Source organism: Achromobacter xylosoxidans (assembly GCF_001457475.1).
Taxonomy (GTDB): Bacteria; Pseudomonadota; Gammaproteobacteria; order Burkholderiales; family Burkholderiaceae_B; genus Achromobacter; species Achromobacter xylosoxidans.
On sequence record NZ_LN831029.1, the window covers coordinates 3,612,186 to 3,633,353 of the forward strand.

Consider the following 21,168-nt stretch of genomic DNA (forward strand, 5'->3'; position numbering starts at 1 on the left):
TACTCGAACAACCGACCACCGCTACGAACCCACATGACCCGCTTTCTCAAAACCGGCCTGCTGCTGGCCCTGGTCTTCGGTGTGGTCTGGCTGGCCGTCATCATCTGGTGGCAGGAATCGCGCACGCTGCCCACGGGGCTCGACATCGGCCTGTACCTGTTCGCGCTGCCGCTGGCGCTGATCGCGGCCGGCTGGGCCGGCCTGCGCATCGCGCGCGCGCGCCGCGAAGCCCGTGCCGCCGCCGCCGCAGCCCCCGCCGACGCACCGGCCGCGACGTCCGCCGCGGCGGCGCCCGCCATTACCCGGCTGGTGGCCCTGGCCGGCGCCGCGCGCGCCGCGCCCGGCAGCGACCCCGCCGCCATCCACGCCGCGCTGGCCAAACAGCAGCGCCCGGACCTGGACGAAACGCTCAAGAATGCGCGCGGCTATCCCGTCTTCAGCGCCCGTGCCGCGCACCTGGACAGCGATGCCCTGCGCGAGATCGCCGAAACCGACGACACGCCGGCGGCGGCGCGCACCGAGGACTGCCTGCGCGCCACCGCCCTGTTGTGCGAAGTGATCGAAACACTGTCACGCGATGCCCGCGCCCACGTGCTGGAGCACGGCACGCCGGAGCGCGACGACGACTGGCCCCTGTTGCAGCTGGAACTGCTGCTGCCGGCCCAATGGCCGTCGGCCGCGCGCGAACACGCCCAGGCGCGGGCGCGGCAGGCCGCGGCCTGGCCCGCGGCGCGCCTGGGCCTGCGGCCGCACGAGGCGCGCGACGCCTTGGCCAGCGACGGCCTGCTGCGCGAACTGGCGCTGGAGCCAGCGACGGCCGCCCGCGCGCCGCTGCGCATCGTGGCCGCGGCCGATTCGTTCATCGACAGCCATGTGGTGGGTGAATGGGACGCCGGCGGCCTGCTGGTCGGCAACGGCAATCCGCAAGGGCGCGTGCCCGGCGAAGCGGCCGCCGGCCTGCTGCTGGACCTGAACCTGGCCCCGCCCGCGACGCCCGGCAATGGCGCGCCCGCCGCGCCGCCGGCGGGCGCCTTCGCGCTGACGCTGTCACCCATGGCGCATCGCGCCACCGGCGCCGATGACCGCGGCGCCGCCAACGAACCGATACTGGCCGAGCTGACGACCCGCTTCCTGGAACAACATGAACGCCGCGCGCAGGACATCCGCGCGCTGGTCAGCGACGCCGACCATCGCGGCAGCCGTCCGCTGGAAGCCGCGGGGCTGGCCAGCACGCTGTTCACCACCCTCGACCCGAACCAGGATTGCCTGGCGGTCGGCGGCGCCTGCGGCTATACCGGCGCCGCCGCGCACCTGCTGACGTTGTCGGTCGCCGCTGAAGCCTGCGCCCAGGCCGAGGCGCCGGTGCTCGCCGTGATGACCCAGGACCCCATGTTGCGTACGCTCGCGCTGCTGTCCCCTTCCCCCTCCGCCTGACCCCCATAAGAAAAGCCAGAATCATGCGTAGCCCTTCAGGTTTCTTTTCCGGTATCTCCAGCGCCCTGAGCGAAGGTCGCCATTGGACCTCCCGCGCCCTCGGCAATCCGCGCCTGTTCATGGCGATCGGCCTGATCGCCCTGGTCGTGTTCCTGTTCCTGTTTGCCGACACCGTCGAGATCGGCCTGGCCTGGGCCGGCATCGCGCTGGGAATATTCCTGTTGCTCTGGCTGTGCGCCTATCTGTGGCGCCGGCGCCGCGCGCGCCGCGCCAACAAGAACCTGGGCGACATGCTGGAGCAGCAGGTGCAGACGGGCAGCGCGGCCGCCAATCGCGGGGACGTGGACGCGCTGCGCACGCGCCTGGTGCAGGCGGTGCGCACCATCAAGACGTCCAAGATCGGCCAGGTGTCGGGCAACGAAGCGCTGTACGAACTGCCCTGGTACATCGTGATCGGCAACCCCGCCGCGGGCAAGAGCAGCGCGGTGATCAATTCCGGCCTGCAATTCCCCTTCGCCGACAAGAACGGCGCGGCGGTGCGCGGCGTGGGCGGCACCCGCAACTGCGACTGGTTCTTCACCACCGAAGGCATCCTGCTGGACACGGCCGGCCGCTACTCGGTGCACGAGGAAGACCGCAATGAATGGATGGGTTTTCTCGACCTGCTCAAGCGTCATCGCCCCAAGGCGCCGATCAACGGCATCATCGTGGCCGCCAGCATCGACGAGCTGACCGGCGCCGGGCCGGAATTCGCCATCAACCTGGCCAAGAACCTGCGCCAGCGCGTGCAGGAACTGACCGACCGGCTGGAAGTGTTCGCGCCGGTCTACATCATCTTCACCAAGGCCGACCTGATCTCGGGCTTCAGCGAATTCTTCTCCGACAGCGACCAGCGCGAGCGCGACCGCGTCTGGGGCGCCACCCTGCCCTACGGCGCGGAAGAGAACCGCGACGTGCTGGCCCTGTTCGACGAACGCTTCGATGAACTGTACGAAGGCCTCAAGGAAATGGGCACGGCGCAGATCTCGCTGCGCAACAACCGCGAACTGCCGCCGGGACTGCTGACCTTCCCGCTGGAGTTCGCCGGCATCAAGCCGGCGCTGCGCACCTTCCTGTCGACGCTGTTCGAGACCAACCCGTTCCAGTACAAGCCCGTGTTCCGCGGCTTCTACTTCACCAGCGCGCTGCAGGAAGGCGTGTCGCAAAGCACCTCGACCGAACGGCTGGCCGAACGCTTCGACCTGCGCCCGGCCGCCCGCGGCCAGGCGCGCAACGTGTCCTCGCACAACGGCTTCTTCCTGCGCGACCTGTTCTCCAGCGTGATCTTCGCCGACAAGACGCTGGTGCGCCAGCACGCCAGCCCGGCCAAGACCCGCATGCGCTACCTGACCTTCTTCGGCCTGGTGCTGGCGCTGGGCCTGGTGCTGGGCGGCTGGAGCTGGTCGTACCTGGGCAACCGCCAGCTGGCGCAGAACGTGCAGGCCGACCTGGACAAGGTGGTGCGCCTGCAAAGCGAGCGCACCGACCTGCAGAGCCGCCTGGAGGCCATGGAGATCCTGCAGGACCGCATCGAGCAGCTGGACCGCTATTCGTCCAGCCGCCCGTGGTCGCTGGGCCTGGGCCTGTACCAGGGCGACGTGCTCAAGGAGCGCCTGCTGGCCGAGTACTACAACGGCGCGCGCCAGTTCATGCTGAGCCCGGTCAAGGCCAGCCTGGAGGACTTCCTGGCCAAGGTCGACATGTCCGGCGCCGCGGCGGCGGCCGGCGGCGCGCAGCAGCCGGCGCCGCAGGCGGTGCGCGCCTCGCACGTCCCGGGCGGCGACACGCTGTTCCAGGATGCCTCGCCGACCAATGCCGACGACGCCTACAACGCGCTCAAGACGTACCTGATGATGGCCAATCGCCAGCACGTCGACCCCACCCACCTGTCCGACCAGATCACGCGTTTCTGGCGCGGCTGGCTGGAGACCAACCGCGGCGCCATGCCGCGCGACCAGCTGATTCGCAGCGCCGAACGCCTGATCTCGTTCTACGTCAGCCGCGCGCCCGACGCCGGCTGGCCGCAGATCGACACCAACCTGGCGCTGGTGGAAAAGACCCGCGCCAGCCTGCGCGCCGTGATGCAGGGCATGCCGGCGCGCGAACGCGCCTACGCCACGCTCAAGGCGCGCGCCGCCACGCGCTTCCAGACCATGACGGTGGCGCGCATCGTCGGCGAGAACGACGCCGGCGTGGTGGCCGGCAGCTACGCCATCCCCGGCACCTTCACCCGCGAGGCCTGGGAGCAGTACATCCAGCCCGCCATCAACGAGGCCGCCAAGAAGGAAGTGCAGACCAGCGACTGGGTGCTGGGCGTGAACGCGCGCGACGACCTGACGCTGGACGGCAGCCCCGAGCAGATCCAGAAGAGCCTGGCGACGATGTACAAGACGGAGTACGCCCAGGAATGGCAGAAGTTCCTGCGCGGCGTGACCATCAAGCCCTTCACCAGCTTCGAGCAGTCGGTGGGCGCGATGAACCGCCTGGGCGACCCGCAGACCTCGCCCATCGCCAAGCTCATCAACACCGCCTACGAACAGACCTCGTGGGACAACCCGTCGCTGGTCAACGCCGGTCTGCAACAGGCGCAGAGCGGCGTGGTCGGCTGGTTCAAGCGCGTGATCCTGCGGCAGACGCCGCCCGCGCCCACGCCCGCCACCACCGCCAACGGCGAAGCCATTCCGATGGGTCCGGTGGGCCGCGAGTTCTCGGACGTGGCGCGCCTGGTGGTGACGCGCGAGAACCAGTCGCTGCTGGGTAACTACATGGGCGCGCTGTCCAAGATCCGCACGCGCTTCAACCTGCTCAACAACCAGGGCGACCCCGGCCCCGGCTCGCTGGTGCTGCTGCGCCAGACGCTGGAGGGCAAGGATTCGGAGCTGGCCGACGCGCTCAAGCTGGTCGACGAGCAGATGCTGGCCGGCCTGTCGGCGACGCAGCGCGAAACGCTGCGTCCGCTGCTGGTGCGGCCGCTGATCCAGGCCTACGCCGTGGCCATGCAACCGGCCGAACGCGAACTGAACAAGGTCTGGAACGCGCAGATCTACCAGCCCTTCAACCAGACCCTGGCCGAGAAGTACCCGTTCGCCGCGCGCGCCAGCGTCGAGGCCAGCAGCGACGAGATCGGCCAGGTGTTCGGTCCGCAGGGCAGCATCGCCAAGTACGTCAACGACACCCTCGGCCCGCTGACCGTGCGCCGCGGCGACATCCTGACGGCGCGCACCTGGGGCGACATGGGCATCAGCCTGCAGCCGACCTTCACCGCCAACTTCGCGCAGTGGGTGGCGCCGCTGTCCGGCGGCGCGGGCGCCGGTTCGGCCAGCCAGCCGCAGACGCTGTTCCAGATCCAGCCCAAGCCCGCCGCCGGGGTGACCGAATACACCATCGAGATCGACGGCCAGCAGCTGCGCTACCGCAACACGCCGCCGCAATGGGTCAACTTCGTCTGGCCCAACGCCCAGGGCGCGCCCGGCGCGCGCATTACCGCCACCACCTTCGACGGCAGCGTGGTCGAGATCGTCAACGAACCGGGACGCTTCGGCCTGGAGCGCCTGATCGCGACCGCCCAGCGCACCGCCAACGCCGACGGCAGCTTCAACATGAGCTGGGGCAAGTCCAACGTGACGGTGCCGGTCAAGCTGCGCATCATCAGCAACGCCCAGGCGCCCGGCGCCGGCGGCAGCGAGCCCGGCGGCAGCCAGGGCCTGCGCAACCTGCGCCTGCCCTCCTCCGTGGTGGGCGCATCCCCCGAATCCTCCTCCGCCCAGACGCGACCCGGAGCGCCGCAATGAGCAACTTGCAGTCCCCCCTGTTCCGCACGGCCTACTTCGGCAAGATCCCGGCCCGCGGCGACTTCGTCAAGAACACCTCGCATCCGCAGCTGATGAGCACGCTGGACGGCTGGGTCGCCAGCACCATGGAGCTGCTGGCCCAGGACCCGCACTGGAAAACGCTGTACGACGAGGCCGAGCCGATGCCGTTCGCCATTCTCGGCTCGCGCGGCAAGCTGGCCATCGCCGGCCACCTGCAACCCAGCCGCGACCAGTCGGGCCGGCGCTTTCCGTTCCTGTCGGCGACCTCGGTCGAAGTGCAGCGGCCGCTGGCCTTCATCGCGCGCAGCCCGATGGCCTTCAGCCGGCTGTGGAACCGCATGAGCGGCGCCGCCGCGCTGCTGATGACCGACGCCGACCCCGGCCCGGCGCTGCAGACGCTGAACGAACTCGAAGGCGAGATCCGCACCGAGGCCGACGACGGTTTCGATGCCTTCGTCGACCTGCAAAGCGTCGAGCGGCTGCAAACCATGCTGCGCGGCAATGGCCACGCGGCCAACGTCCACGACATCATCCTGGCGCTGGGCATCCTGCTCGAACCGGTCATGTCCAGCGGCTCGTCGCAGCTCGATCGCGGGCTGGCGCTGCCGCTGCCGGACGATCCGCTCTATATCAACCTGGTGGCCTCGTACTGGATGACGCTGATCGCGCCGTTCCTGGCGCGCGCGGATTTCGAGATCACCGTGTTCATCGGCCGCATCGGCGGCAAGCATCGCCTGGTGGCGGGCTTTCGCGGCGCCTCGCCGCAGACGCTGGCCAGCCTGCTGTCCACGCCGCAGGCCTTCGCCGAGCAGCACATCGTGCTGGAAGACGCGCCCTGGGTGCGCGACCACGTGTCGGCCAGCCACGGCCTGGCCAAGCTTTCCAGCTACCTGGACCAACCCCGGCTGTCCCTGCGCATGGCGCTCGACACCTATCTCGAAGTCTTCACCGGAGCCTGACCATGCGCGTCTCTCTCCTGATCATGGCGGCGCTGTTCTCATGCGCCGCGGCGGCGCAGGACGCGGCCACCGTCGTCCCCGCCAACGTCATTCCGCAGCCCGGCCAGGTCGTGGCCAGCGGCGCCGTGCCAGACGAGGCCACCAAGGCCGACGTGCTGGCCCGGCTGCAACAGGTCTACGGGGTGGGCAACGTCATCGACCAGATCGAGGTCGGCGGCGTGGTGGCGCCGCCCAACTGGTCCGAACACGTGGGCAAGCTGATCGGCCAGCCGCTCAAGCAGATCAATCGCGGCCAGCTGGAAGTCGACGGCACCCAGATCCGCCTGCTCGGCGAAGTGCAGAACGAAGCCTCGCGCCAGCAGATCGCCAGCACCTTCGCCACCTCGCTCAACCCGACCTACAAGATCGTCAACGGCCTGCGCGTGGCCGCCGGCAAGGACGAACAAGGCCTGCTCGACAAGGTGCTGACCAACCGCGTGGTGGAATTCGAGACCGGCAGCGCCACGCTGACGGCGCGCGGACGCGAACTGCTCGACCAGGTGGCCGACGTCATCCCGAAGCTGCACAGCGACAAGGTGCAGATCATCGGTCACACCGACAGCTCCGGCAGCCGCAGCACCAACCTGGCGCTGAGCCAGGCGCGCGCCGACGCGGTCCGCGCCTATCTGGTGGACAAAGGCCTGCCGCCCGGACGTTTCGAGACGCTGGGCGCGGGCCCGGACCAGCCGGTGGCCACCAACGCCACCGCCGAGGGCCGCGCCAAGAACCGCCGCATCGAATTCCGCGCCAGCCGCTAGCCGGCGCGCGGCTGCCGCTGGGCGCGCGCCGTCGCGCGCCCAATGCCGCGGGCCGCGATGGCCCTTGCGGCCATCGCCGGGCCCCGCTTTCAGCCGTTGTTCTCGGGCGCCTTGGGAACGCCCAGCAACTCTTCCAGCCCGGACAGGGCGTCGTTGTTCTTGAGCACCGTGCGCAGCCACAGGTGCAGCGACATCTCGCCCCAGCTGGCCGCCTTGTCGGCCAGGTAGGCCACCGGGCTGTGCGGCTCGGTGCGGCGGAAGAACTCGGCCACTTCGCGCAACTGCGCCAGGGCCTGGTCGCGCGTTTGCAGCGGGCCACGCGTGGCCGCCAGCGGCGCGGTGGAAGGCAGGTCGACGGCGGTCAAGGTAGGCTCCATGCGGGTGACGGCCGCGCCGGCGGGCGGCGTGGCCTGGGCGGCCGGCGGCGCCAGGTCGGCCCGCACCAGCAGGCCGGCCTCGCGGGCAAAGCGGTGCGCCAGCTCGGTCACGTCCTTCAGGGCGGTGCGCAGCGGCGTGAAAGCCGGGCCTTCCTCGCCCAGGCGTTCGGTCAAGGTCCGCTCGAGCACGTCGACCGCGCCAAAGCAGCCCTGCAACTGGCTTTCGAGTTCGGAATAGAACGCCGGCGGCGTATCGCGGCGCGCGGCGTCGAACTGGTCGAGCGTAACCTTGCCGCGGGTCAGGTCGGCGGCGTTCTGCGGCGCGCGCTTGATGGCGTTGGCCAATTGCGTGGCGCTGTCCCACAGCACCGCGCCGAAACGCCCGCCCTCGGACTGCGTCAAGGGCAGTTCCCGCACCAGCTGCTGCGACCGCGACAGCAGCCACGCCAGGTTGCCCACGCGCTGCTGCACGTCGCCCTCGTCCGGCACCGGGTGCAGGCCGTCCCAATAGCGCCGACACAGGCCGTCCACCAGCAGGAAGCCGTCGCGCAGGCCGGCGAAGCCGCGCGTCTTGGCCCAGGCTTCGGCCAGCCAGGCGGCCACGCGCACGTCCTTGCTGCGCTCGGTCAGCACCTCGGTGCAGATGCGGATCACCTGCGGCCAGTCGGCCTCCTTGATGTCGATGACCCAGTCGCCCTGGTCCAGGTGCGGGTCATCGTGGCGGCGGGCCTCGCGGATGGCGTCGAATTCGGCCGAAAAGACCATGTCGGCGCCACAAGGCGCCTCGCCCGCAATGGGCTGCAACAGTGCGTCGATATCGCTCATAGTTTCTTGGGTCGTTGCGGATGGCGGGCCTTGCGCAAGCGGCGCGCGGCCCGGCGGCAAAGCAGCGATGATCCCATATCTGTAACCGCGTTACGTTGGAACATGACACGCCCTATTACAAAACGCATCAGGGACCATCGCTATCATGCAAGCTCTCCAAAAACAGGGAGTCGCGATGAACAAGTCCTTTCACATGATGCCCAATGGCCGCTTCATCAATGGCGCGCCGCGGCGCTGCCCGGACGGCACCTATGTCGGCGACGGCGGGCCCATCACCCGCGCGCCCGACGGCACCTACGTCGCGGGCACCCCACAGCGCGCGCCGGATGGCCGCTACCTGGGCGGCGGCGGGCCGGTGCGCATGGCGCCCGACGGCAGCTTCGTCGTGGGCACGCCCCGCATGGCGCCGGACGGCACCTATCTGTAAGCATAAATAACCATCGTTTGGGAGCAACGGACGGCCATGGCGCAGCGATCCGTAATACGCAAGGGTGACCGCACCTCGCATGGCGGCGTGGTGGTCACCGGAGACGAGTCCGTGCAGATCTTTGGCCAGCCCATGGCGCGCGTCGGCGACCGCGTCACCTGCCCCAAGTGCGCCGGCCAGCACACCATCGTCGAAGGCGTGCAAAGCGTCAGTTCCGATCGCCGCACCGCGCTGGAAGGCATGAAGACCTCCTGCGGCGCCACCCTCATCGCCAGCCAGCAGTTCTACCAGTTGGAGCACGGCGGCGGCGATGGCGCCGGTGGCGGCGTGAACGATGCGCCGCAGGCGCTGCAGGCCGGCGCGCCGGCGGCACTGGCCGCGGTGGTGCCGGTGGCGGCCGACGAGGCGCCGCAGCAATGCGCCCAGGTCCAGGACACCCTCAAGCTCACCGAAGCCATGTTCGACGCCAAGCGCGCCCCGGTCAGGCTGACCGGACCGTCGGCCTACAAGCCGCCGGCCGCGCTGGCGCGCGCGGGCGATGACAAACTGGTCATGTATGAAGCCTGGCCGGCCGGCCAGCGCGTGCCCGTGGTGCTGGAACCGCGCAAGCCGCTGTGGACCGGCGACCTGCTGCAGCGCTCGCCCCACGAGATCAGCGAACGCCTGACCGAGGAACCGCAGCCGCAGCCCGAGCAGGTCGCCAAGAGCCTGGGCGTGGCGCCCAAGGCGCTGCTGCAGGGGCGCGACCTGCAGATCACCATCGCCAAGGGCATGTCGGTGGACGACAGCGTCAAGCGGCTCGACGCGCAATGGGTGAAAGGCCCGCCCTGGGCCGATCCCACCCGCGAGGTCCACACCGTGGGCGAGACGATGTTCTCGCGCATCACGCTCTACAGCATGCCGGGCGAGCAGGCCGTGATCGACCACGCCGTGCTGCACGAGCTGGCCCACAGCTACGCCAACAACGCCCGTGTCGACATGAAGGCCTGGGGCGCCGCGGCCAAATCGGATGGCAATTTCCCGTCGGACTACGCCAAGGCCGGCCCACCCGAGGATTTCGCCGAATTCGTGGTGATGGCCATCGCCACCCAGGGCACGCCTTGCGAGAACTACGCCCGCTCGATCTACCCGGCCCGTTACCGGCAGTTGGACGCGATGGACCTGCTGGAGAAAAGCCCCGCCGCCCAGGCCGCATGACCCTGCCGCGCGGGTGGCGGGTTGCACCCGTCCCCGCAGGTGCGATACCATACGTTCCATATACAAACCATATATGGAACGCTCCCTATGGGTATCGTCAAGATTTCCGAGCAGATGCACGAGAACCTGCGCGTGGCCAGCAGCGCGCTGAGCCGCTCGATCAACTCGCAGGCCGAACACTGGATGCGCATCGGCATGCTGTCCGAGCTCTACCCCGAGCTGCGCCACGCCGACATCTGCCAGCTGCTGATCCGCATCGAGCAGGCGGAAGGGTTCAGCATCGCCGCCCTGTCCCAGGGACAGGCGTCCACCGGCCAGCAGGAGGCCGCGTAAATGGCGCGCAAGGTCTCCATCAAGTCCGCCGCCGACATCGCCATGGCCCGCCAGGCCGGCGCCCTGGCGGCGCAGGTGCTGCACATGATCGCCGAGCACGTGCGCCCCGGCGTCACCACCGACGAACTCGACCGCATCTGCCACGACTACATCGTCAATGTGCAGAAGGCGATTCCGGCCAACGTCGGCTACCACGGCTTTCCCAAGACCGTCTGCGCCTCGGTCAATCATGTCATCTGCCACGGCATCCCGTCGGCCAAGGTGCTCAAGAACGGCGACATCCTCAATATCGACGTGGCCGTCATCAAGGACGGCTGGTACGGCGACACCAGCCGCATGTACTACGTCGGCCAGCCCAGCCCGCTGGCGCGGCGCCTGGTGAACACCACCTACGAGGCGATGCGCGCCGGCATCATGGCGGTCAAGCCCGGCGCCACGCTGGGCGACATCGGCCATGCCATCCAGACGGTGGCGCACCGCGAGCACTTCAGCATCGTGCGCGAATACTGTGGCCACGGCATTGGCCAGATCTACCACGACGAACCGCAGGTGCTGCACTATGGCCGTCCCGGCGAAGGCCTGGTGCTGCAGCCGGGCATGATGTTCACCATCGAACCCATGATCAACGCCGGCAAGCCGCAGACCAAGCAGTTGCCCGATGGCTGGACCGTGGTCACCAAGGACCGTTCGCTGTCGGCGCAGTGGGAACACATGGTGGTCGTCACCGACACCGGCTACGAGGTCCTGACGTCCTGGCCGGACGGCTTCGGCGACTATCCGCCGATCCCCTGACGCACCAGGCCGGCGACGGCAATTAACGGAGTGCGACACGCGCGGGGCCCGGTCATGATCGGGCCCTTGCCGTTCTTGCGGCCCCGCCGCCCGTCGCCCCATGTCCGCCCTGCCCCCGGCCTTCCGCCGGCTCGCCAGTTCCAACCTGGCCGCCCAATTCTCCGAACAGATCGCCCTGGCCGCCGCGCCGCTGGTGGCCGTGCTGGCGCTGGGCGCCACGGCCGCCCAGACCGGCTACCTGCAGACGGCGCAGACCCTGCCGTTCCTGCTGCTGTCGCTGCCCGCCGGCGTGCTGGCCGACCGCCTGCCGCGCCGCACCCTGATGACCAGCGCCGAATGCGTGCGCGCCGCCAGCCTGCTGGCCCTGCTGGCGTTGCTGGCGCTGGGCGGCCTGAACCTGGGCTGGCTGGCGGCGCTGGGCTTCCTGGGCGCGGTGGGCACCGTGGCCTACAACGTCGCCGCGCCGGCGCTGGTGCCGACGCTGGTGCCCGCCCCCGCCCTGGGCCAGGCCAACCGCTGGCTGGAACTGGCGCGCAGCGCGGCCTTTTCCGCCGGGCCGGCGCTGGGCGGCGCGCTGGTCGGCGGCATCGGCGCGGCCGCGGCCTACGGCCTGGCGACGCTGCTGTCGCTGCTGGCCGCGGGCCTGCTGGCCGGCCTGCCGCCGCAAGCGCCGCGCGCCGCCGCGCGGCGCCACCTGTGGCATGAATTGCGCGATGGCGCGGCCTTCGTGACAGGCCACCCGCTGCTGCGGCCGGTGCTGGTCACGGCGGTGTTCTTCAACCTCGCCTGGTTCGTGCTGCAGGCGGTCTATGTGGTGTACGCGGTGGAACGGCTGGGACTGGGCGCGGCCGGGGTCGGCGTCACGCTGGGGGTGTACGGCGCGGGCATGCTGGCCGGCGCGCTGGCGGCACCCTGGCTGGCCGGACGGCTGTCGTTCGGCGCCCTGATCGCGGCCGGCCCGCTGTGCGCGCTGGCGGCCAGCCTGATCCTGCTGTCGACGCTGGCCCAGCCGTCTGGCCTGTGGGCCGCGGCGGGCTTCTTCCTGTTCGGCGCCGGGCCGATATTGTGGACCATCGCCACCACCACGCTGCGCCAGGCCATCACGCCCAATGCGCTGCTGGGGCGGGTGTCCGCCGTGATCCTCACCGCCACCTTCGGCGCGCGGCCGCTGGGCGCGCTGATCGGCGCGGCCTTGGCTTCGCGCCTGGGGCTGGAGGCCTGCCTGTGGGTGTCGAGCGCCGGCTTCGCGGCGCAGTTCGCGGTGCTGGCGGCCTCGCCGGTGCCGCGGCTGCGAAGCCAGCCGGAGCCGGTGACGGGCTGACGCGGGACGGTGGCGGCTCGCGTGACGGTCCGACCAATCTGTTGCGCACGCGCAAGGACCGATCTGTATCTGTTGCCGGCCTGCGATGGCCGATAGACTGGGGGGCCGCCAAGCGCGGGCCTGAGGGCCCGCCCCGGCTTCCCCACGCCCACGTCCGCGTCGCCTCCGCCATGCTGAACATTCTCGGAAAAGCTACTTCCATCAACGTCCGCAAAGTGCTGTGGACCTGCGTCGAACTGGATCTGCCATTCGCGCGCGAGGACTGGGGCTCGGGCTTTCGCGCCACCAGCGAACCCGCCTTCCTGGCGTTGAATCCGAACGCCATGGTGCCGGTGCTGCGAGACGGCGATTTCGTGCTGTGGGAGTCCAACAGCATCATCCGCTACCTTGCCAACCAGTACGGTGGCGCGCGCAATCCGGACCTGTATCCGGCCGAGGCGCGCCGCCGCGCCGGAGTCGACCAATGGCTGGACTGGCAGGCGAGCGACCTGAACCGTTCGTGGAGCTATGCCTTCATGGCGCTGGCGCGGCAGTCGCCCGCGCACCAGGACGCGGCCGCCATCGCGGCATCCAGCCGCGAGTGGGGGCGTTTCATGGGGATACTGGAACGGCGCCTGCGCGAAACCGGCGCCTATGTGGCCGGCGAGGCGTTCACGCTGGCCGACGTCGCCGTCGGCCTGTCGGTGAACCGGTGGTTCCAGACGCCGCTGGACGATGCGCTGCGACCCGACCTGCCGGCGCTGGCCGCCTATTACGACCGGTTGGCCGAGCGGCCGGGCTACCGCGAGCACGGCCGCAACGGCACCGTGTAGCGCGGTCCGGCCTGCCCGGCCCGCCGCGCGCCTTGCCTGGGGCGTGCCGCTTACTTGATCACGCCGCAGGTCATGCGGCCGCCTCCGCCGCCCAGCGGCTTGGGGGTATCGCTGTAGTTGTCGGCGCCCACGTGGATCATCAGGGCGCGCTGCTTGACGTCGGCCAGCTTCAGGCGCGGCGCCACCACGGCGGTCTTGGCGGAGCCGTCGGCCGCCACGGTGATGAACGGCAGGTCGCCCAGATGGCCATCGGTGGCCAGCGGGCCCTTGTGGGCCTTGGTGTTTTGCGGATCGAGGTGACCGCCCGCGGCGCCGCCCGGCATCACCTTGCCGTCGACTGTGGTCGATTCGCACGAGCCTTTTTCATGCACGTGGAAGCCGTGCTCGCCGGGCGGCAGCCCTTTGAGGTCGGGCGTGAACTTCAGGCCTTCCTTGGTCTGCTCCAGCGCGACGGTACCGGCGCTCTTGCCCACGGAGCCGTCGTCGTTCAGGAATGACATCGTGACGCTCTCGGCCTGGGCAACAGCCGAGCCGCCGGCCAGCGCCAGCGTTGCAACGAGAATCGAGAATTTCTTCATGGACTTGCCTCCTGGGAGTGATGCGCATGATACGGGCCGCCCGAAAGGGCGGCGGGCGTCCCCGGAACCCGAGGGCAGGCCGGAGACTGCCAAAGACAATAGCATCGCGCCACGGCGCTTCGCCAGCAATCTTGGTTCCTGATACATCGGATACGTCCGCAAATCCGCGATGTTTGACCGCCTCGGCATGACTAGCCCGTCGCCAGCAGCACCGCCGCGTGCAGCAGCACGCCGATCAGGCCGCCCACCAGCGTGCCGTTGAAGCGGATGTATTGCAGGTCGCGCCCCACGCTCAGCTCCAGTTCGTCGACCAGATGGCGCTCGTCCCACAGCTTGACGGTGCGCGAAATGTGCTCGGTGACACCGATGCGCAGCCGTCCGGTCAGGCGCCGCGCCGCGCCCAGCACATGGCTGTTGACGGCCTCGCGCAGGTCCGCGTCTTCGCCCAGCTTGCGCGCCAGCGCCAGCAAGGCGCTTTCCAGGTGCGCGGACAGCGCCGAATGCTCGTCGCTCAGGTCGCGCCGCAGCGCGGCGTGGATGTCGTCCCACAGGCCCTGCACGTATTCCTGCACCTTGGGGTGGTCGATGGCGCGCTGCTTCATGGCTTCCACCTGGGCGGCCAGCGCCGGGTCGGCGCGCAGGCGCGCGATGTAGTCCAGCACCCAGGCCTCGTAGTCGCGCCGCACCGGATGGTCCGGCTCCGACAGCACGTCGCGCAGTTCCTGCACCAGCGCGCGCGCCAGCCGGTCGGCCAGGTTGTCGGCGATGCCCTCGACCGAGGCGATGACGTCCACCGCCTTGATGATGCGCGGCCATTCCTTGCGCGCGAACTTGACCAGCAGCGCCGAAGCGCGCTCCTTGACGTCCTCGTCGCCCAGGTAGCCGCCCAGCCGCTCCATGGCGGCGTCCAGCAATTCCTGGTGGCGGCCGTCGCGGGTCAGCAGGCCCAGCACCTCGCCAGCGGTGCCGGCCGCGTCCCAGCGCCGCAGGTTCTTCACCACGAATTCCTGGATCACCCCGCGCACGGCGTGGTCGTCCAGCAGGTCCAGTGTCTGCAACGCCACCCGCCGCGCGCCGTCGCTGAGCGCATGCGCCTGCTTTGGCCGCGCCAGCCAGCGCGACAGGCGCGCGGCCGGGTCGAAGCCGCGCAGCTTGTCCATCAAGGTGTCCGGATCGAGGAAGTGGTCGCGCACGAACACCGCCAGGTTGTCGCCGATGCGATCCTTGTTGCTGGGGATGATGGCGGTATGCGGAATGGGCAGCCCCATCGGCCGGCGAAACAGCGCCACCACCGCGAACCAGTCCGCCAGCGCCCCAACCGTGGCGGCCTCGCAGAAAGCCCGTACCCAGGCCCAGGCGCCCTGCCCGCCCATCAGATGGCTGGTGATGAAACCGCTGATCATGGCCACCAGCAGGGCCAGCGCGGCGATCTTCATGCGCCGCAGCTGCGCGCGGCGCGCCTGCGAGGCCAGCGCCGAGCGCGTGACGAACGCCTTGGCGGACGGACTGGCGGACTGCGGCGTATCGGTCATGGGGTCTCCGGCGGGAATGCGCGTCCAGCATACCAAGCCCGTTGCGTCGCTGCCTCAGTCGCCGGCCTCGGCCAGCGCGCCGCGCAGCCAGGCGATGAAGGCGTCGGCGTGGGCGGTGCGCGCGCGGCCGGCGGCCGGCACCGCGCGCAGGCCGCCTTCGAAAGGCACGAAGCCATGGGGCGCCACCAGCAGGCCGTCGTGCAGTTCACGCGCGATCAGGCGCCGCTCGACCAGCGCCACGCCCAGGCCCGACAAGGCCGCCTCGATGCACAGGTGGGTGTGCGGGAACGCCAGCGTGTCGCCCCGCGCCGCCGGTTGCCCGGTGATGGCCTCCCATTGGTTCCAGGCGCTGGCGGTGTATTCATGCGCGATGCGGGCGCGCGTGGCGGGCTTGCGGCGCGCATAGGCCGGCGTGCAGACCGCGCCGAAATGCACTGGCGCCAACGCCAGCGCCCGGGCCCGGTCGGCCTCGGCATAGCCGGACAGGTCCCAGGCCAGGATCAGGTCGGCGCCCTCGTTGCGCATCTCGCGCGCCGAGGTCATCGACAGGCGGATGCGGATCTCGGGATGCCTGCGGTAGAACACGGCCAGTTGCGGCACCAGCCAGCGCATGGCGAAGGTGGCGCTGCAGGCCACGTGCAGCCCCGGCGCCTGCGCTTCGCGCGCCAGCCGCTCGTAGGCGTTTTCCAGCTGGTCGAAGGCGGCGCGCACCGACGTGTAGAAGGTGGCGCCGGCGGGCGTCAGGCGCAGGCCGGTGCCGTCCTTCTCGAACAATGCCGCGCCGGCGTGTTCCTGCAACAGGCGCAAGTGGCGGCTGACGGCGCCGTGGCTGCGGCAGAGTTCCTCGGCGGCGCGCGTGACCGAGCCGCTGCGGGCGACGGCTTCGAAGGCGCGGACGGCGGACAAGGGTGGCAATTGGCGCATCAGGTTCATTCGTCAAGAAAACTGACATATCCGCAGAAAAACTGCATTGTCGGATCGTGACTCCGTTTTTAGCATGGCGGCGTCGTCATCGAACATTCACCGTAGCTTTCCGGGCCTGGTCGTCCGCAATGAGACGGCGGACGGATTCGACCCAGCGCCTCTCCCGAGCCGGGCCCTTGCTTGAATTATCTGACCATTTTCCTGACATTCCGGAGCCTCCCATGCACATCACCCATCTCGCCGCCCACGAAGCGCTGGACAGCCGCGGCAATCCCACCGTCGAAGTCGAGGTCCGCCTGGACGATGGCGCCCGCGGCCTGGCGCTGGTGCCCTCGGGCGCCTCCACCGGCAAGCGCGAGGCGCTGGAACGGCGCGACGGCGACGGCGCCCGCTACCTCGGCAAGGGCGTGCTCGGCGCCGTCGGCGCGGTCAACGGCGAACTGCGCGCGGCGCTGCTGGGCCTGCCGGCCGACCAGCAGGCCCGCATCGACCAGGCCATGATCGAGCTGGACGGCACGCCCGACAAAAGCCGGCTGGGCGCCAACGCGCTGCTCGGCGTATCGCTCGCGGTGGCGCACGCCGCGGCCGCCAGCCAGGGCCTGCCGCTATGGCGCCACGTGGGCGGGGTGCAGGCCCAGACACTGCCGGTGCCGATGATCAACATCATCAACGGCGGCGCGCATGCCGACAATCCGCTCGACTTCCAGGAGTTCATGATCCTGCCGGTGGGCGCGGACAGCTTCCGCGAAGCGCTGCGCATGGGCGCGGAGGTGTTCCACACGCTGCGCCACGCGCTCAAGGCCGCGGGCCACAGCGTCAACGTCGGCGACGAAGGCGGCTTCGCGCCGACGCTGCGCAACGCGCCCGAGGCGCTGGACTTCATCATGGCGGCGATCGAACGCGCCGGGCTGCGTCCGGGCGCCGACGTCGCGCTGGCGCTGGATCCGGCCGCCAGCGAATTCCACGGCGCCGACGGCTACCGCTATCAGGGCGAGAACCTGCTGCGCACGGCCGAGCAGCAGGTGCAATACCTGGCCGGCCTGGCGCGCGACTACCCCATCGTGTCGATCGAGGACGGCATGGCCGAAGACGACGCGGTCGGCTGGAAGGTGCTGGGCGCGACGCTGGGCGGCGTCTGCCAGCTGGTGGGCGACGACGTGTTCTGCACCAATCCGCGGTTGTTCCAGGCCGGCATCGAACAGGGCATCGGCAATGCCATCCTGGTCAAGATCAACCAGATCGGCACGCTCAGCGAAACCTGGCGGGTGCTGGCGCTGGCGCGGCGCGCCGGCTACGGCGTGGTCATGTCGCACCGTTCCGGCGAAACCGAGGACACCAGCATCGCCGACCTGGCGGTGGCGGCCAATTGCGGCATGATCAAGACCGGCTCGCTGTCGCGCGCCGACCGCACCGCCAAGTACAACCGCCTGCTGCGCATCGAGCGCGAACTGGGCGCGGCGGCGGTGTACGCCGGCGCCAGCGCCCTGGCGCGGCAACGGTAGCGCGAGTCGTCGCCCGCGTTCACAGGCGTTCAAGACGGCGTCCGCGGCACGGTGGAAGATAACGCCTTTTGTCCAGGAGTCCGCCATGCCCGAACCGTCCGCCCCTCTTGCCGCCGCCGTGCCGGAAAAAGTCGTGATCGTGCTGGCGGCGGGCCTGGGCGCCGGCCAGGCCGCCAACGCCGCGGCCTGCCTGGCGGCCGGACTGGTGGCGCGGCAGCCCAACTGGGCCGGCCAAGCCCTGCGCGATGCCGATGGCATGCTGTCGTCGGCGATCTCGCACCTGCCCATCATCGTGCTGACGGCCGACGAAGCGCGCATGGCGCAACTGCGCGAGCGGCTGTCCCTGCCCATGCCGGGCGACGCCGGCATGACGCTGTTTCCGGCCTATGCGCGCGAGATCCACGAGGCCGCCGAATACTGGGCCCGGCATCGCCAGACTTCGCATCGCGACCAGCCCCTGCTGGGCGTGGGCCTGGCCGGCCCGCGGCGCTGGGTCAATGCCCTGACCGGCAGCCTGCCGATGTTGCGTTGATCCTGTCGGGCGGCGCCCTGGCGCCCGCTCAGGCCTCGGCACGCTCGCGGTATGCCGTGCCGCACAGGATGGCGAAGAACAGGACCAGAACCAGCGTGATCACCAGGCCGCCGCCCGCCGTCGCAATCGCCTGCGGCCAACGCAGCAGCACCGATTTGCGCAGCGCCACGCCCGTCACCTCGGTGATGCCGGTCAGCAACAGCAGGAGCCCCGCGAACGGCCAGACCCGGCCACGCAGCGCCTGGCGCGAGCGGGCCAGGCCATACCGATCGGTCAGCGCGGCCCGCGGCAGGCTCAGGGACCACGCCCCCAGCCAATACATCACCGGCAGCCACAGCGCCAGCCATGCCAGCAGCGCGATGGCAAGGAACACGGTGCTGGAGACACCCGGCAGCTTGAAGTAAAGGGCCAGCCCCAGTGTCAGGCTCACCGCTTTCAGGGCAGCGATGGCGCAGCAGGCCAGCACCAGCAGCGCCAGCACCCGCACATACGCGCCATCGATGCGCCCCAACGCGGCGGCCGGCTTGATGTCGGAGGCCCGGGCCAGCCGGCGCTGCCAGGCCAGCGCCAGGCGGGCCAGCGCCAGCAGGTTGATGGCGCCGGCCAGCATGAACCAGCCATCGAGACGGCCGTCGAGCTGGCCCAGCAGCAGCGCCCCCGGCAGCGACAGCGCGAACAGCACGAAAGCCAGCGGCGCGGCGGCGAGCAGGCCGGGAACCTGCCGGGTGAATTGCGTCGCGGCCAGGGCAAGCAGGCGTCGGGCGGTCAGCGGATGCGGCACGGGCGATTCCCTTTCGATGGGTCGACGGGTCCGCCATGATGGCGGGACCCTCGACCTTATACCAGAGGCCCCGGCGTGGCGCCTGTCAATCGGCGAACAAGGCCGGCACCAGGGTCACCAGTGTGCCGATGTGTTGGTCCATTTTCTTCGCCTGCGGATTGCCGATATTGGCGGCGCCCGCGGTGCGCAGGCGCAGCGTCAGGGTGCGGCCGCCGCCGTCCACCGTGAACTGCACCCCGAACACCCAGTCGACGCCCTGCGAACTGGCGATCAAGGTCAGCCAGCCTTCGTTCGGTTCCAGGTAGCTGTGCGCATCGAACAGGCCGCGTTGCGCCAGCGCGGCCGGCGCGGCTTCGGCGAAACGGCGCATGGCCGCCTGCAGTGTCGGCGTCTTCGCGCCCAGGTCGATCTGCGTCAATTGCAGCGGCGGCACCATCACGCGGTGCGAAAACAGCCTCGGCAGGGACGCGACGGGAAAGGACCACGGCGCCGCCAGATCGGCGGGGGGCGGGGCCGGCATCGACATGGCATCATTGCCGCCGGCGGGCGCCGCCGCCGGGTTGCGGGCCGGACCGGGAGAGGACGCACAGCCCCCGAACAGCACCGCGGCCAGCGCCGGCAACAGCCAGCGAGGCAGCAAGCGCAGCATGCCGGCGCCCTCCGTGTGTCGCAATGCTAGGATCGCGCGGCGCATTTCTTGCCCCCCGGGGTGGCGTAGTGGGTCAGGAACGCGTCCAGGTCCGCCAGCGGCGGTTGCAGCCGGTAGCAGGCATTCAGGCCGCGCAGCAACAGAAACGCTTCCTCGCTGCCAAGCGCCTTGGGAAACTCCTCGTCATTCAGTTTCTCGGAAATCTCGGTCAGCGTCTGTTCATCCCGATAGCGCGCCAGCCGCTCGCCCAGCGTGTACGCCGTCAACGCCGCCTGCAGCCGCTCCTGCGCGTCGCTGACCTGCTCGATCGAAGCGCTGGTGCCGACCTTGCCCAGTAGCGAGGTCAGGGCCACCGACTTTTCCAGCACCGACTTGGGCACGATGCTTTCGAAGGTGCCGACCGACACCAGCGCCGTCGGCACGTTCAGCGGCGTCGCCCCATCGAACACCTGGTTGGTGCGCGTGTTGTAGACCAGCGATTTGTCCCAGAATGCGCGGGAGTCGCCCTCGGGCCGTCCCACCACCACGTAGGTGCCCTGCTTGAGCAGCCCCAGGTTGGATCCGGCCGCCTGGCTCACCGCCGACTGCGAATAGAGCTGCACGCTGTAGTCCAGCACCATGCGGTTGCGCTGGTTCGCCAGCACCAGTTCGGCGGCGGTGAAGGCCACGCCCACCAGCGGCGATACCAGCGGATTGTTGGCTAGGCTGGCGGCGCCGTTGGCCACGCCCTGCGCGCGTTGCAGGGCACGCAGCGTCTCGGCGTTGCGCTCGGTGGTGACGTCCATCACGCGCAGGCGGAACGACGGCGCCACGCGCTCGTCCCAGCGCTGCACGTAGTAGACCAGCAGGTTCGAGAAGTTCAGGGACTGGTCCGGCTGCACGCCGCGCTGGTACCAGACCACGATGGACTGGTTGCTGCCGTCGTCGCGGGCCGCGACGTCCAGGATCACCACGTAGTCGGCCGGGCCGTCGATGCCGGCGGCTTTCCTGCCTGCGGCGTCCTTGAGCGCCGGGATCTCGACCGAGCGCATCATGATCGACAGCGGCGCGTTGGCCGGCACCGCCAGCTGGCGCTCGTCCTGCGTGGTGGCCGGCGCGCCGGTCTGCTCCAGCACGCGGGCGCGCTCGTTGCTGCCGGGCTTGAGATAGAAGATGCGGTTGTCCGCGTAGATCGGGGTATGCACGGTGTAGGCATCGCCGATGCGCGGCTCGCCGCCGGCGCATCCCGCCAACAGGCCCGCCAGTCCCAACATGCCCCACCGCAAGGCGGCGCGTTGCCGCCGCCGCAGGCCGGCCCCACGCCGGCGCATGAACACGAAAGCCATACTTGCTCCGCAAGAAAAGGCCCGCAATGGATCGGAACAACGCCTGCCCCGGCGTGGGGATCAGGCGGCGGTCAACGCCGCCCGTCCCTGGTCCGAGGCTTCCCGCCAGGACGGCGCGCCGGAATGGTCGGCATTTTTATCATTATGTTTCTTTTTGTCAAACTTTCGCGCGGAGGGTGATGCGCCCGTGGCGCCGGGCGGGCGCGAGAAAACTCCAATC

19 protein-coding genes are annotated in these 21,168 nt (G+C 70.0%); 12 read left to right on the forward strand and 7 right to left on the reverse strand.

From position 1 onward, the window contains the following. The first annotated feature begins 33 nt into the window (after positions 1-33). From AT699_RS16195 to AT699_RS16210, 4 genes are all read left to right on the forward strand, one after another. A complete protein-coding gene (locus AT699_RS16195) occupies positions 34-1,434 on the forward strand; it encodes a hypothetical protein (protein WP_024069124.1) in 1,401 nt (466 codons plus the stop codon). A 119-nt stretch (positions 1,435-1,553) separates the two neighbouring features. Further along, positions 1,554-5,264 (forward strand): type VI secretion system membrane subunit TssM, encoded by a 3,711-nt coding sequence (gene tssM / locus AT699_RS16200; RefSeq protein ID WP_058207337.1) that lies wholly within the window; start codon positions 1,554-1,556, stop codon positions 5,262-5,264. After that, complete coding sequence (gene tagF, locus AT699_RS16205; RefSeq protein ID WP_006385166.1) at positions 5,261-6,244, forward strand: type VI secretion system-associated protein TagF; 984 nt, start codon at positions 5,261-5,263, stop codon at positions 6,242-6,244. Before tssM ends, tagF begins: the two co-directional genes overlap by 4 nt. 2 nt (positions 6,245-6,246) lie before the next feature. After that, positions 6,247-7,041, forward strand: coding sequence for an OmpA family protein (locus AT699_RS16210; RefSeq protein WP_020928045.1), 795 nt, complete (start codon positions 6,247-6,249; stop codon positions 7,039-7,041). Between the two features lie 89 nt (positions 7,042-7,130). Here the strand turns inward: AT699_RS16210 and tssA are convergent, their stop codons facing one another. Further along, entirely contained in the window at positions 7,131-8,243 is a 1,113-nt protein-coding gene (tssA, locus tag AT699_RS16215; protein ID WP_024069126.1) for a type VI secretion system protein TssA, read from the reverse strand. Between the two features lie 175 nt (positions 8,244-8,418). Here tssA and AT699_RS16220 point away from each other — a divergent pair, with 175 nt between their 5' ends. From AT699_RS16220 to AT699_RS16245, 6 genes are all read left to right on the forward strand, one after another. Continuing rightward, positions 8,419-8,670 (forward strand): hypothetical protein, encoded by a 252-nt coding sequence (locus tag AT699_RS16220; protein ID WP_020928047.1) that lies wholly within the window; start codon positions 8,419-8,421, stop codon positions 8,668-8,670. A 36-nt stretch (positions 8,671-8,706) separates the two neighbouring features. After that, positions 8,707-9,867: a PAAR domain-containing protein gene (locus AT699_RS32205; protein ID WP_024069127.1), complete on the forward strand. Its 1,161-nt coding sequence runs from the start codon at positions 8,707-8,709 to the stop codon at positions 9,865-9,867. Positions 9,868-9,954: 87 nt separating this feature from the next. Continuing rightward, positions 9,955-10,200, forward strand: a complete 246-nt coding sequence (locus AT699_RS16230) for a ParD-like family protein (RefSeq protein WP_006385163.1) — start codon at positions 9,955-9,957, stop codon at positions 10,198-10,200. Next, a complete protein-coding gene (map, locus tag AT699_RS16235; RefSeq protein WP_020928049.1) occupies positions 10,201-10,992 on the forward strand; it encodes a type I methionyl aminopeptidase in 792 nt (263 codons plus the stop codon). A gap of 100 nt (positions 10,993-11,092) precedes the next feature. Next, the gene (locus AT699_RS16240) at positions 11,093-12,313 is read left to right on the forward strand and encodes an MFS transporter (RefSeq protein ID WP_024069128.1); all 1,221 of its coding nucleotides are present in this window, start codon (positions 11,093-11,095) and stop codon (positions 12,311-12,313) included. A gap of 170 nt (positions 12,314-12,483) precedes the next feature. After that, a complete protein-coding gene (locus tag AT699_RS16245; protein WP_024069129.1) occupies positions 12,484-13,125 on the forward strand; it encodes a glutathione S-transferase family protein in 642 nt (213 codons plus the stop codon). Positions 13,126-13,175: 50 nt separating this feature from the next. Here AT699_RS16245 and sodC read toward each other — a convergent pair whose 3' ends face one another. From sodC to AT699_RS16260, 3 genes are all read right to left on the reverse strand, one after another. Next, positions 13,176-13,703 carry a superoxide dismutase family protein gene (gene sodC / locus AT699_RS16250; protein WP_024069130.1) on the reverse strand — a complete coding sequence of 176 codons (528 nt, stop codon included), beginning with the start codon at positions 13,701-13,703 and terminating at the stop codon, positions 13,176-13,178. Positions 13,704-13,894: 191 nt separating this feature from the next. After that, complete coding sequence (locus tag AT699_RS16255; RefSeq protein ID WP_108914012.1) at positions 13,895-15,139, reverse strand: DUF445 domain-containing protein; 1,245 nt, start codon at positions 15,137-15,139, stop codon at positions 13,895-13,897. A gap of 150 nt (positions 15,140-15,289) precedes the next feature. Then, positions 15,290-16,159, reverse strand: coding sequence for a LysR substrate-binding domain-containing protein (locus AT699_RS16260; protein WP_047991631.1), 870 nt, complete (start codon positions 16,157-16,159; stop codon positions 15,290-15,292). 221 nt (positions 16,160-16,380) lie between these two features. Between AT699_RS16260 and eno the strand changes: the two genes are divergently transcribed. Next, positions 16,381-17,661 (forward strand): phosphopyruvate hydratase, encoded by a 1,281-nt coding sequence (eno, locus tag AT699_RS16265; protein ID WP_024069133.1) that lies wholly within the window; start codon positions 16,381-16,383, stop codon positions 17,659-17,661. Between the two features lie 85 nt (positions 17,662-17,746). Beyond that, entirely contained in the window at positions 17,747-18,193 is a 447-nt protein-coding gene (locus AT699_RS16270; protein WP_024069134.1) for a DUF2000 family protein, read from the forward strand. Between the two features lie 28 nt (positions 18,194-18,221). Here AT699_RS16270 and AT699_RS16275 read toward each other — a convergent pair whose 3' ends face one another. The 3 genes from AT699_RS16275 to AT699_RS16285 all read right to left on the reverse strand — a co-directional run bounded on the left by AT699_RS16275 (position 18,222) and on the right by AT699_RS16285 (position 20,948). Continuing rightward, positions 18,222-18,974, reverse strand: coding sequence for a hypothetical protein (locus AT699_RS16275; protein WP_006385154.1), 753 nt, complete (start codon positions 18,972-18,974; stop codon positions 18,222-18,224). A gap of 85 nt (positions 18,975-19,059) precedes the next feature. Continuing rightward, positions 19,060-19,623 (reverse strand): hypothetical protein, encoded by a 564-nt coding sequence (locus tag AT699_RS16280; RefSeq protein ID WP_020928057.1) that lies wholly within the window; start codon positions 19,621-19,623, stop codon positions 19,060-19,062. 26 nt (positions 19,624-19,649) lie between these two features. Further along, positions 19,650-20,948, reverse strand: a complete 1,299-nt coding sequence (locus tag AT699_RS16285) for a hypothetical protein (RefSeq protein WP_024069135.1) — start codon at positions 20,946-20,948, stop codon at positions 19,650-19,652. Positions 20,949-21,168 lie beyond the last annotated feature (220 nt).

What these genes read in the sequence shown, in the direction of transcription:
- AT699_RS16220 (WP_020928047.1), top strand. Translation starts at nt 8,419, where the DNA reads ATGAACAAGTCCTTTCACATGATGCCCAATGGCCGCTTCATCAATGGC.
- AT699_RS32205 (WP_024069127.1), top strand. Translation starts at nt 8,707, where the DNA reads ATGGCGCAGCGATCCGTAATACGCAAGGGTGACCGCACCTCGCATGGC.
- AT699_RS16280 (WP_020928057.1), bottom strand. Translation starts at nt 19,623, where the DNA reads ATGCTGCGCTTGCTGCCTCGCTGGCTGTTGCCGGCGCTGGCCGCGGTG.
- tssM (WP_058207337.1), top strand. Translation starts at nt 1,554, where the DNA reads ATGGCGATCGGCCTGATCGCCCTGGTCGTGTTCCTGTTCCTGTTTGCC.
- tagF (WP_006385166.1), top strand. Translation starts at nt 5,261, where the DNA reads ATGAGCAACTTGCAGTCCCCCCTGTTCCGCACGGCCTACTTCGGCAAG.
- AT699_RS16260 (WP_047991631.1), bottom strand. Translation starts at nt 16,159, where the DNA reads ATGCGCCAATTGCCACCCTTGTCCGCCGTCCGCGCCTTCGAAGCCGTC.
- eno (WP_024069133.1), top strand. Translation starts at nt 16,381, where the DNA reads ATGCACATCACCCATCTCGCCGCCCACGAAGCGCTGGACAGCCGCGGC.
- map (WP_020928049.1), top strand. Translation starts at nt 10,201, where the DNA reads ATGGCGCGCAAGGTCTCCATCAAGTCCGCCGCCGACATCGCCATGGCC.
- AT699_RS16245 (WP_024069129.1), top strand. Translation starts at nt 12,484, where the DNA reads ATGCTGAACATTCTCGGAAAAGCTACTTCCATCAACGTCCGCAAAGTG.
- AT699_RS16210 (WP_020928045.1), top strand. Translation starts at nt 6,247, where the DNA reads ATGCGCGTCTCTCTCCTGATCATGGCGGCGCTGTTCTCATGCGCCGCG.
- AT699_RS16240 (WP_024069128.1), top strand. Translation starts at nt 11,093, where the DNA reads ATGTCCGCCCTGCCCCCGGCCTTCCGCCGGCTCGCCAGTTCCAACCTG.
- AT699_RS16285 (WP_024069135.1), bottom strand. Translation starts at nt 20,948, where the DNA reads ATGGCTTTCGTGTTCATGCGCCGGCGTGGGGCCGGCCTGCGGCGGCGG.
- AT699_RS16230 (WP_006385163.1), top strand. Translation starts at nt 9,955, where the DNA reads ATGGGTATCGTCAAGATTTCCGAGCAGATGCACGAGAACCTGCGCGTG.
- sodC (WP_024069130.1), bottom strand. Translation starts at nt 13,703, where the DNA reads ATGAAGAAATTCTCGATTCTCGTTGCAACGCTGGCGCTGGCCGGCGGC.
- AT699_RS16270 (WP_024069134.1), top strand. Translation starts at nt 17,747, where the DNA reads ATGCCCGAACCGTCCGCCCCTCTTGCCGCCGCCGTGCCGGAAAAAGTC.
- tssA (WP_024069126.1), bottom strand. Translation starts at nt 8,243, where the DNA reads ATGAGCGATATCGACGCACTGTTGCAGCCCATTGCGGGCGAGGCGCCT.
- AT699_RS16255 (WP_108914012.1), bottom strand. Translation starts at nt 15,139, where the DNA reads ATGAAGATCGCCGCGCTGGCCCTGCTGGTGGCCATGATCAGCGGTTTC.
- AT699_RS16195 (WP_024069124.1), top strand. Translation starts at nt 34, where the DNA reads ATGACCCGCTTTCTCAAAACCGGCCTGCTGCTGGCCCTGGTCTTCGGT.